This window comes from Streptomyces sp. NPDC017225 (genome assembly GCF_044331465.1).
GTDB lineage: Bacteria > Actinomycetota > Actinomycetes > Streptomycetales > Streptomycetaceae > Streptomyces.
Map to the genome: position 1 here is coordinate 445,315 of NZ_JBIRNE010000005.1, position 9,916 is coordinate 455,230.

Below are 9,916 nucleotides of genomic sequence, written 5' to 3' on the forward strand. Positions count from 1 at the left end.
GCATGGTGGAGCTCACGGCCGTAGGTTGGCGCCGTGAGCCAGCACGGACGCCGGACACCGGCGCGCAATGTGAGGCAGCGGGTCGTGATCACCGGTGCGGTGGTCGCCTCGCTCGGTGTGGGAGCAGGCCTGTGGGCCACCGACAGTGAGGGAGACGGCGGGCCCGGGGGCTCGGCCGCGAGATCCCCGGAGGCCGCCGCGCCCAGCCCCAGCCGCTCCTACGCACTGTCGAAGGAGCCGCGGACCATACCCGCCGTACGCGACCACGCCCCGGCCCGCGGCCCCGGATGGCAGGCGGAGAAGGAGCACCGCGTCGTCGTCGCCGACGCCGCTCTCGCCGACGAGGGACGCCTCATAGCCGGCGAACTGGGGCTGACGTACGCGGGGGAGGAGGACGACGAACGCGCCGGGGACGTGCTGCTGGACGTCAAGGGGGACAAGGGCGCGAACCCGGAGTCGTACACCATGACCGTGCGCGACGGACGGGTCACCGTCAGCGGACCGGCCGAGGCCGGCGTCTACTACGGCACCCGCACCCTGAAACAGGCGGTCGACGGCGGCGCCGGCGCGCCGGAGGGCGTCGTGACGGACGAACCGGCCAAACCGCGGCGCGGCCTCAGCCTCGACATCGCGCGCAAGCACTACGACGCCGACTGGATAAAGGACCGGATCCGCGAGCTGGGCGACCTGAAGTACAACGAACTGGGTCTGCACTTCTCCGACGACCAGGCCTTCCGCATCGAGTCGGACTCGCACCCCGAGATCGTCTCCGACGACCACCTCACCAAGGCCGAGGTCAAGGAGATCATCGACCTCGCCGCCTCCCGGCACATCACCGTCGTCCCCGAGATCGACTCGCCGGGACACCTCGGCGCCGTGCTCGCCGCCCACCCCGACCTCCAGCTGCGCAACGCCCGGGGCACGCCCACGCGCGGCGCGATCGACATCTCCAAGCCCGAGTCCGCCGAGATCGTCGACGACCTGCTCGACGAGTACGCCGACCTCTTCCCCGGCTCACAGTTCCACCTGGGCGCCGACGAGTACCAGGCGCTCGTGGTGTCCGACCCCGAGGCGTCCTACCCGGACCTCGCCGCCGCCGCCCGCGAGGCGTACGGCCCCGACGGCACCGTCGCCGACCTCACCACCGCCTGGCTCAACGGCCGGGCCAAGACGGTCATGGCCCACGACCGCACGCCGCGCGCCTGGAACGACGGCTTCTTCAAGGACACGACCGTCGAGCCCCTGAAGGAGATCAAGGTCGCCTACTGGACTGGCAAGGAGATCGGCGCCCGGCAGCCCACGGAGTACCTGAGCGAGGGCCGCGAGGTCCTCAACTACAACGACGAGTTCCTCTACTACGTGCTCGGCGAGCCGCAGACCTTCGTCTACCCGACCGGAGAGCGCATCTACGAACAGTGGACGCCGCGCGTCCTGCGCGGCACCACCGCGGTCGACGCGAAGTACGACGACCAGATACTGGGCGGCAGCTTCGCCGTGTGGGGAGACCTGCCGAACGCCCAGACGCAGGCGCAGGTCGCCGACGGGATCCGGCTCCCGCTGGCCGCGACGGTCCAGAAACTGTGGGACCCGGACAAGCCCGAGCTGTCCTGGACCGACTTCAAGTCGCTGGCGAACCAGCTCGACTGATCCCGTACGCCCCCCGGACGTCGCGGTGATTGTCCGATACGGCTGCGAACTCCCGTACGGCTGTGGTGGTCTTTTGGCGAGCCGAACCGACACGCCGGGGGGAGCCGGGACATGGGCTACTGGGGGTATTTCGTCGTGGGCCGCGCCGAGCGGCCGCTCGCGGAGCTGGACGCGCTGTCGCGCGCCGCGGACATGAACCTGCGGCTGTCCGCGCCGGACGGCTGGCAGGTGTGGGAGTTCCCGGGCGGCGACGGAGACGTCGGGAACATGAACGACCTGGCCGGACAGACCGGCGCGCCCGCGCTGTTCGGCTACGTCATGGACAGCGACTGCGTCGTCGTGGAGGCGGCGGCGCCCGAGAGCGGGGCGTGGACGACCTGCCTGGCGCGCGCCGCGATGGCCGGGTACCTCGGCGCCGAGAGGGACGGGCTCACTCTGGAGGACTACTTCCTGGAGCCCCGTGACGCCGCCGTGCGTGCCGTGGCCTGGGCCGCCGAGGCGGGGCGCACCGCGAGCGCCGGGGAGCTGGCGGAGGTGCTGTCGGCCGACCCCGGGGGCGGTCCGGGCGCGGGCGCCGACGCGTTGGCCGAAAACCTCTTCTTCCGGTTCCTCGACCGGCTGGGTGTGGTGCCGCTGTGACACTCCCGGGCCGTCGCGCGCAGTAGGGGGAAGTGCGGGCTCCGTGGTGGTGAGCGGGCCGAAGCGGTAGGGACAGGGAGGCACCGGATGAGCCCGGTGGAACTGATCGCGCGGGCCGACGTACGCCGGGAGGGCGGTGCGGGGGGCCGTGCGGACGGCGGTGCGGAGGGGCTCTCGCCTCTCGTCGCCGCCGAACTGCGCCGCCAGGTCACCGTCCTCGAAGTGCTCGCCGGTCACGGCCCGGCCGGGCTGCGCCGGGCCCTGGAGGTCTCCACGGAGGGGCGCCGGGTGCTGCGCGCGGTGGTCTCCCGCCGGGCGCGCGGCCGGGGCTGAGTGCCGGCTCGCCTGTGACCGTCGTGCGGGGAACGCGCGACGGCGGTGCGGCCGAGGTGGTGGAGGTGGGGTGGTCCCGCACCGGTTGGGGAGAGGCCGGCGTACGGGTGTGACGAAACTCCACCTGGCGGCGCTTTAGCGGTTGTGACGACTGTGACCAGCGGAATGACGACCCAGCAGGAGAACCGGCCGTCGGCCGCCGCGAAGCCGGTGCGGTGGGCGGCGGACGCCGTGGCCACGATGCGCGAGGGCGCGCGGCTGCGTCTGGACTACTCGGCGCAGAGCCTGTGGCGCGTCGACCGCGTGATCGACGGAATCCGGGACGAGGGAGCGCCGTACGCCGCCGTGGAGACGGTACTGCGCGGACTCGGCGCCTACGCCGGAGAGGTGATCGTGCGCCAGGCCGGCGGTGAGTGGTGGGCGACCGGCGGCGATCACTGGGTCCGCACGCCCGACGGCCGCCTGTGGGACCCGATCGACGAGGCCCGCCGCTGCTTCACCGGTGACGGGTCGCTCCGGCTGCTGTGCCGGGACGCGGCGGCGGCCCGGTGACGACCCGGCCGGGGGCCGTACAGAAACGATTCGTCAATCACGGGCCACGTAGAGACGGTTCACCGGCCGCGGCCCTGTGACACCCGGAGCGCCCCGCCCGCTGGACGAGCGGGGGAGCCGGGCCGCGGGCACCGGCCCCCGCCCCGGCGGCGAAGGGGTGGTGATCCGGATGGATCAAGCGGGGCGAGGTGGGCGGCGGCGTGCCGCGTGCCTGTGAGATGCGGGCGCACGCGACGGCGTTCGTCCGCCGAGTCACGGCCCGCAGCCGGCTGCCGCTGGACTACTCCCCGGCCAGCGTGCGGATCCTCGACTTCCTGGTCGACGGCATACGCAAGGGCGGTGCCGGCCACGAGCGGGCACGCGGCACGCTGCTCGGCCCGGGCGCCTGCGTCGGTGAGGTGCTCGTGCGCCGGGCGGGTCTCGAACCCGCTCGGCAGGGTCCACAACCGCCTGGTGGGCGGCGGCCTCGAAGCGTCGCTGCACACCTTCTACCTGACGTTGCACGGGTGGGCCAAGGCCGTGATGTCTCCCTCGGGCGCCGATGACGATGGGTGTGCCAGAGCTTGCCCATCGCTGTGCTGCGGGGCGAGGAACTTGCCGCTGCAGTCCCAGAGATGACCGAATGCGAACGCTGACCTCGGCCCGACTCGTCCTGCCCGTCAAGTCCCGACCGGCCAGCGAGACAGCGAGCTTGCCCACACATTATTCGAGGCGGTAACGAATCGACCGGCCCATCACGCCGTCCTCGGCCGCGATCTCCTCGACCGGCAGATCAAGCCCGCAGCAGCGCAAGTTCGTGAAGTGGACCGCTGTACTTTGCACCTGTGACGTACCGCTGTGGACGACGGCATCGGCCTAGCGGGGCATACCACCAGGTCAGTTCGTGGAGTGCATGCGAGACGGCCGGGGCCGCCACCCCCCACAGGAGAGGCCCCGGCCGTCGCGCGGTACGGGCCGCGCGGCGGCCCGTACTCCTTACAGCGCCGCGACTGCCTTTTCTGTTACCTGCGTCGTTTTCAAGAGGATTCGGTGTCTGCCACGGCGGCGTCGTACTCGACCTCCAAGCGGTAGACGATCTCAGAGTTGAGGGACCTGCGGGCGGTCTTGGCCTGAGCGACCAGCCACTCGTGGAGATCGGTGGGCAGGCGGAGTGTGATGCGTGTTCCCTCATCCATGACTCCAGAATAGTTGCTGGCTGACGGTTGAATGGTGGTACCGTGACACTATGACGACACTGCATAGAGTCGAGGATGCCGGGCATGCCCGGTGTACCTACCGGCTGCGCGTGTCGTCGACCGCACGCTCGGCACTGCTGGCGGAGTGGGCGCGGTGCCGGTGGATCTGGAATGAATGCGTGGCTCGCTCGAAGAAGGCCCACGCGGAGCGCGAGAAGTGCGGTCCCGCCCGCCTCGACACGATGCTGACCGGGGCTCGCGCTCGCACTCCGTGGCTTGCCGAAGGCTCCTCGGTGCCGCAGCAGCAGCTCATCCGCGACTTCGGCAAGTCTCGCGCGAAGGCTCTCAAGGACATCAAGGACCGGCTGCCGATGCACCGCCGGGCCGGAATGCCCAAGTACAAGAAGAAGCGGGACGTCCTGCCCACGTTGAACTACACCCGGCGTGGCTTCCGCCTCAAGAATGGACGACTCCACCTGGCAGGCGGCATCACCCTGACCGTGGTGTGGTCCCGCAACCTGCCCGCCGCCCCGTCCAGCGTCCGCGTCTACCAGGACGGCATCGGACACTGGTACTGCTCGTTCGTGGTCTCCACCGAGGTGCGGCCGCTCCCCGGTACGGGGCGCGTGCTGGGTGTGGACTGGGGAGTGAAGGACACCGCGACCACCACCTCCGACGCCCATGACCTTCCCCACGCCGAGCATGGGAAGAACGCCCAGGCGAAGCTGACCCGGTATGACCGGATGATGGCCCGACGCCGACCGAAGAAGGGCCACGCCGCCTCGGGTGGCTACCGCGAGGCGAAGAAGTGGCGGGCGAGGACTTACGCGAAGATCGCCCGGCAGCGGCAGGACGCCGCCCGCAAGTGGGCGAAGAAGGTGGTCCGCGACCATGACACGATCGCGGTGGAGGACTTCCGCCCAAAGTTCCTCGCCCGGACCACCATGGCGCGCAAGGCGGCGGATGCGGCGATCGGCGCCACCAAGAATGCCCTGATCGAGATGGGCCGCAAGCACGGCCGAGACGTGCGCCTCGTACATCCCGCGCACACCACCATGGACTGCGCACGGTGCGGAGCGAGAACCAAGCACGCACTCCCGCTGTCCGAACGTACCTACACCTGCACGGCGTGCGGAGCCGTCTCCCCCAGGGACAAGAATTCCGCCCGCGTGATGCTCGTCCGGGCTGTTCTGGACCCGGCTGGTGACGAGGGCGCAAGACCTTCGGGAGCGCTGCTCCAGAAGGCAGCCTGAGCCAGGAATCCCCACCCGTCAGGGAGGGGGCAGTCAAACCTCACCGCGTCACGGCTTAGTTGCATCTTGTACGGCAATGGGATGAGGACATGGACGAGTGGCGGTTTCAAGACGTAACGTGCCATTCGCGCCGATCAGCGGGGGGCTCGCTTCCGCGACGGGGTTGCGGGAGGCCACCGCGACCATTGATTGAGAAACCACGACGGTGAGGACCACGTCCGCGAGAGCGGCGCCGGTTTAGGCGCAGAAAGGCTTCTCGGTGCTGGGGGACGACGCGGAGCTGACCGCCGCGGTGCGCGCGGCGCAGGGCGGGGACGAGACCGCGTTCCGGACCGTGTACCGGGCGGTGCATCCGCGACTGCTGGGATACGTGCGGACACTGGTCGGCGATGCCGACGCCGAGGACGTGGGGTCCGAGGCCTGGCTGCAGATAGCCCGTGACCTGGAGCGTTTCGACGGCGACGCGGACCGGTTCCGCGGCTGGGCCGCCCGTATCGCACGCAACCGCGCGCTGGACCACATCCGCATGCGCGGTCGCCGGCCCGCGACGGGCGGCGACGAGACGGAACTGACCGGCAGGCCGTCCGAGTCCGACACCGCGGACGAGGCCATTCAGGCCCTGGCCACCGACAGCACCCTCTCCCTCATCGCCCGGCTGCCCCAGGACCAGGCCGAGGCCGTCGTCCTGCGCGTGGTGGTGGGCCTCGACGCCAAGAGCGCCGCCGAGACGCTGGGCAAACGGCCCGGTGCCGTCCGCACGGCGGCGCACCGCGGCCTGAAGCGCCTGGCCGAGCTGCTCGGCGGGGATCCGGAATCGGGCGGCGGGCTCGAGGCCCTGCCGCCCCAGCGAGAACCGCACCGCCGTGCGGTGACGTCCGCGACTGTGACGCGTACGCGTGCGCGGACGCAGAAGGACATGTGATGGCCGACGAGCAGGACAGGTGGCTGGACCGCGAAACGGCGGAGATCTTGCTGCGCGGAGAGGCACCGGAGGCTGTCGGCCCCGCGGCCCGCGACCGCGCCGAACGGCTCGCCCGCGCCCTGAGCGCACTCTCCGCCCCACCCGTGCCGAACAGTGCCGAACTCCCCGGCGAGGCCGCCGCGCTGGCCGCCTTCCGCGAGGTGCGGGCCGAGCGGGCGGCCGCGGGGGCGGGAGGGCCGGACGCCCCTGGGCACGGAGCCGCGCCGCGGCTCTCCGACGCCGGACTGGTGCGCATCGGCCCCCGCGGCGACGGCGCCCGGCGCCCTCGCTGGGGCCGTCCCCTGCGGCTCGGGCTGGCCGCCGCGCTGACCGTCGGCATGGTCGGCTCAGTGGCGGTGGCCGCCGGAACCGGAGTCCTGCCGACACCGTTCGACGGCGCCGAACCGGAACCCGGCGCCACCGTCTCGGCCGCCGCGTCCCCCGAGCGCCCGCTCGTGTCGCCCTCGCCGCCCACCGGTGTGCGGGGCGGGTCGACGCTCGGCGGCCCCACGTCCGGTACGCCGGACCGGGGCGGCGCGCGGGACGACGCGGGCGGCGGCACGGCCGAGGACCGCGATTCCGGCTCCGCCTCCGACGACCGGGCGGACGGCTCCCGCGGCGGGCGGCCGGGCCTCGCCGCGTCCTGCCGTGACGTGGGCGTCGGCAAGGAACTGGAGGGCACCCGCAGGCGCGCGCTGAAGGAGGCGGCCGGGGGCTCGTCCCGGGTCGGGAAGTACTGCAGGAACCTCCTCGCCGGGACCGACGGCGCTGCTCAGGACCGCGGCGGCGGCAAGGAGGGCGGGGATGCCGACGAGTCCGGTAAGGCGGCCCGGGAACGGGAGACCGAGCACGAGACGGGCGACTCCGACGACAAGAGCGGCAAGAACGACAAGGGAGAAAAGGGAGACAAGGGCGGTAAAGGGGAAAGGGAAAAGAGTGAGAAGGGCGGTGAGGGAGGCGAGAGCGGAAAGCAGGGCGGCGGTGACAAGGGCGGCAAGGGCGACGAAGACGACGACGGCCCCCACATAACCCCGCCCGCCGGGCACCACCGCGATCCGCACGCCCCCTCGGCCTTCGCGCCCCTGCCGCAGCAGCGGCCGAACCACCCGCCGCACGTCTCGTCCGCCGTTCTGCACGCCGTCCGACCCGCGCTTTCGCAGGGCCGGGAGGGCTCCCTCGCCGAGGGTGTGACACTTTCGGCCGCCGTGGCGCAGTAATGAGTGAGCCGACTGGTCATCGGCTTGCGCACCGAGCCGGGGTTCCCCCCGTACCTACGGCTCGTGCACCTCGGCGCGGGCGGGACACGTTCCCCCGGTCCCGCCCGCGCCCCATTCCCCGTACTCCCGGCTCACCGCCTCACGGGTACACGACGACCTTGTCGCCGTTCCTCACCTGCGCGTACAGATCCGCGATCGCCGCCTCGTCCCGTACGTTGACGCAGCCGTGCGAGGCGCCCGCGTAGCCGCGGACGGCGAAGTCGTCGGAGTAGTGCACGGCCTGGCCGCCGCTGAAGAACATCGCGTACGGCATGGCGGAGTCGTAGAGCGTCGAGACGTGGTGGCGGGATTTCCAGTAGACCTCGAACTCGCCCTCCCGGGTCGGCGTGTACTGCGAGCCGAACCGCACCGGCATCGTCGACACGGTCCGTCCGTCGATCATCCAGCGCAGTGTCCGGCTCGACTTGCTGACGCACAGCACCCGTCCGGTCAGACAGCGCGGGTCGGGGGCGGCGGCCGGCTGTCCGCCCATCAGGTACAGGTCCCACTTGCCCGGCTCCCGCGACATGCCCAGCAGCCGCTGCCAGGTGACGGTGTCGGTCCGGCCCGTCCTGGGCAGCCCGCGCTTGCCCTGGAAGCCGCTCACCGCGCGCTCGGTGAGGTCGTCGTACGTGCCGGTCGGCCCGTCGACGAGCCACTCCACCTGGCGCAGCCGGGCCTGCAGTTCACGGATGTCCCGGCCGGTGTCGCCCCGCCTCCACAGCACCCGGGGCTCGGTACGGGCGGTCGGCGCACTCGCCGGTGGGTCGCCGGCCGGCGCGTTCTCCGGCTGCGTCGATTGTTTCGGCTGCTCAGGCTGCTGCGGCTGTTCCGGCGGCTTCGGCGGCTTCGGCTGTTTCGGGGGCGCCCCGGTGACCTCTATGTGCACCGGCGCACGCCCCTTGCCGTCGACACCGGCTCCCTGCACGGTGCAGCCGCCCGCCGCCAGCGCGGCCCCCAGGGCGACGGCGACCGCCTTCCCCACGTACCCCGTGCCCGTCATACGCATCACGGCCCCCCGCCGTCTCACCGCCCCGTACGGACGTCCCCTGAGATGTCTCCCCCCGGATGACGCGTCGTGAACGGCACGGCATCGTTGTGACCGGGACCGCATCGAGGTTGTGAGCAAGGTCCCAGCGTGCGCCCCTCCACCGGGTGGCGCGTGCGCCGATACAGTCCGTCGGAGGTCGGTCCGTATCGGCGAGTAACTGACGGATGGTTCGAGCAGTTCGAACATGTGCTCAGCGGGAGGCATCACACCATGGCGCGCGAGTCTGAGTCCGGACTGCCCATCGAACCGGTCTACGGGCCCGGTGTCCAGGTGGGCTGGGATCCGGTGGAGAAGCTGGGTGAGCCGGGGAGGTATCCGTTCACGCGGGGTGTGTATCCGTCGATGTACACGGGGCGGCCGTGGACGATGCGGCAGTACGCGGGTTTCGGTACGGCGACGGAGTCGAACGCGCGGTACAAGCAGTTGATCGCGAACGGCACGATGGGTCTGTCGGTCGCCTTCGATCTGCCGACGCAGATGGGGCACGACTCGGACGCGCCGATCGCGAGCGGTGAGGTCGGCAAGGTCGGGGTGGCGATCGACTCGGTCGACGACATGCGGGTGCTGTTCGGCGGGATCCCGCTGGACAGGGTCTCCACGTCGATGACGATCAACGCGCCGGCTTCCCTTCTGCTCCTGCTGTACCAACTGGTCGCCGAGGAGCAGGGCGTGGATGCGGGTCGGTTGACCGGCACGATCCAGAACGACGTGCTGAAGGAGTACATCGCGCGGGGGACGTACATCTTCCCGCCGAAGCCGTCGCTGCGGCTGATCGCGGACATCTTCAAGTACTGCCGGGCCGAGATCCCGAAGTGGAACACGATCTCGATCTCGGGTTACCACATGGCCGAGGCGGGTGCGTCTCCGGCGCAGGAGATCGCGTTCACTCTCGCGGACGGTATCGAGTACGTGCGCACGGCGGTCGCGGCCGGGATGGACGTCGACGACTTCGCTCCGCGTCTGTCGTTCTTCTTCGTGGCGCGTACGACGATTCTGGAGGAGGTCGCCAAGTTCCGTGCGGCCCGCCGGATCTGGGCGCGGGTGATGCG

9 protein-coding genes and 1 pseudogene are annotated in these 9,916 nt (G+C 71.3%); 8 read left to right on the plus strand and 2 right to left on the minus strand.

The genetic code is table 11. The features are described from left to right. The first annotated feature begins 84 nt into the window (after nt 1–84). From ACH4NX_RS15520 to ACH4NX_RS15535, 4 genes and pseudogenes are all read left to right on the plus strand, one after another. Complete coding sequence (locus ACH4NX_RS15520) at nt 85–1,647, plus strand: glycoside hydrolase family 20 protein (RefSeq protein WP_398127177.1); 1,563 nt, start codon at nt 85–87, stop codon at nt 1,645–1,647. Nucleotides 1,648–1,758: 111 nt separating this feature from the next. Then, a complete protein-coding gene (locus ACH4NX_RS15525; RefSeq protein ID WP_398127146.1) occupies nt 1,759–2,286 on the plus strand; it encodes a hypothetical protein in 528 nt (175 codons plus the stop codon). A 153-nt stretch (nt 2,287–2,439) separates the two neighbouring features. After that, nucleotides 2,440–2,619: pseudogene (locus ACH4NX_RS15530) on the plus strand (hypothetical protein); the annotation flags it as partial. 165 nt (nt 2,620–2,784) lie between these two features. After that, a complete protein-coding gene (locus ACH4NX_RS15535; RefSeq protein ID WP_351401187.1) occupies nt 2,785–3,171 on the plus strand; it encodes a hypothetical protein in 387 nt (128 codons plus the stop codon). A gap of 1,016 nt (nt 3,172–4,187) precedes the next feature. Here ACH4NX_RS15535 and ACH4NX_RS15540 read toward each other — a convergent pair. Then, complete coding sequence (locus ACH4NX_RS15540) at nt 4,188–4,346, minus strand: Arc family DNA-binding protein (RefSeq protein ID WP_351401185.1); 159 nt, start codon at nt 4,344–4,346, stop codon at nt 4,188–4,190. A 50-nt stretch (nt 4,347–4,396) separates the two neighbouring features. Between ACH4NX_RS15540 and ACH4NX_RS15545 the strand changes: the two genes are divergently transcribed. The 3 genes from ACH4NX_RS15545 to ACH4NX_RS15555 all read left to right on the plus strand — a co-directional run bounded on the left by ACH4NX_RS15545 (nt 4,397) and on the right by ACH4NX_RS15555 (nt 7,777). Next, complete coding sequence (locus ACH4NX_RS15545; RefSeq protein ID WP_398127147.1) at nt 4,397–5,599, plus strand: RNA-guided endonuclease InsQ/TnpB family protein; 1,203 nt, start codon at nt 4,397–4,399, stop codon at nt 5,597–5,599. Between the two features lie 259 nt (nt 5,600–5,858). After that, nucleotides 5,859–6,521: an RNA polymerase sigma factor gene (locus tag ACH4NX_RS15550; RefSeq protein WP_398127148.1), complete on the plus strand. Its 663-nt coding sequence runs from the start codon at nt 5,859–5,861 to the stop codon at nt 6,519–6,521. Further along, a complete protein-coding gene (locus tag ACH4NX_RS15555) occupies nt 6,521–7,777 on the plus strand; it encodes a hypothetical protein (protein ID WP_398127149.1) in 1,257 nt (418 codons plus the stop codon). The genes ACH4NX_RS15550 and ACH4NX_RS15555 overlap by 1 nt, the downstream gene beginning before the upstream one ends. Nucleotides 7,778–7,916: 139 nt before the next feature. On the opposite strand, the gene ACH4NX_RS15560 is transcribed toward ACH4NX_RS15555, so the two are convergent. Further along, the gene (locus tag ACH4NX_RS15560) at nt 7,917–8,825 is read right to left on the minus strand and encodes a L,D-transpeptidase family protein (RefSeq protein ID WP_398127150.1); all 909 of its coding nucleotides are present in this window, start codon (nt 8,823–8,825) and stop codon (nt 7,917–7,919) included. Between the two features lie 252 nt (nt 8,826–9,077). On the opposite strand from ACH4NX_RS15560, the gene ACH4NX_RS15565 reads away from it, so the two are divergent. After that, on the plus strand, nt 9,078–9,916 hold an 839-nt coding region (locus ACH4NX_RS15565), incomplete at its 3' end, for a methylmalonyl-CoA mutase family protein (RefSeq protein WP_398127151.1).

Excerpts from the sequence above, each read along its gene's own strand:
- ACH4NX_RS15560 (WP_398127150.1), bottom strand. The coding sequence starts at position 8,825 with ATGCGTATGACGGGCACGGGGTACGTGGGGAAGGCGGTCGCCGTCGCC.
- ACH4NX_RS15525 (WP_398127146.1), top strand. The coding sequence starts at position 1,759 with ATGGGCTACTGGGGGTATTTCGTCGTGGGCCGCGCCGAGCGGCCGCTC.
- ACH4NX_RS15555 (WP_398127149.1), top strand. The coding sequence starts at position 6,521 with ATGGCCGACGAGCAGGACAGGTGGCTGGACCGCGAAACGGCGGAGATC.
- ACH4NX_RS15545 (WP_398127147.1), top strand. The coding sequence starts at position 4,397 with ATGACGACACTGCATAGAGTCGAGGATGCCGGGCATGCCCGGTGTACC.
- ACH4NX_RS15540 (WP_351401185.1), bottom strand. The coding sequence starts at position 4,346 with ATGGATGAGGGAACACGCATCACACTCCGCCTGCCCACCGATCTCCAC.
- ACH4NX_RS15535 (WP_351401187.1), top strand. The coding sequence starts at position 2,785 with ATGACGACCCAGCAGGAGAACCGGCCGTCGGCCGCCGCGAAGCCGGTG.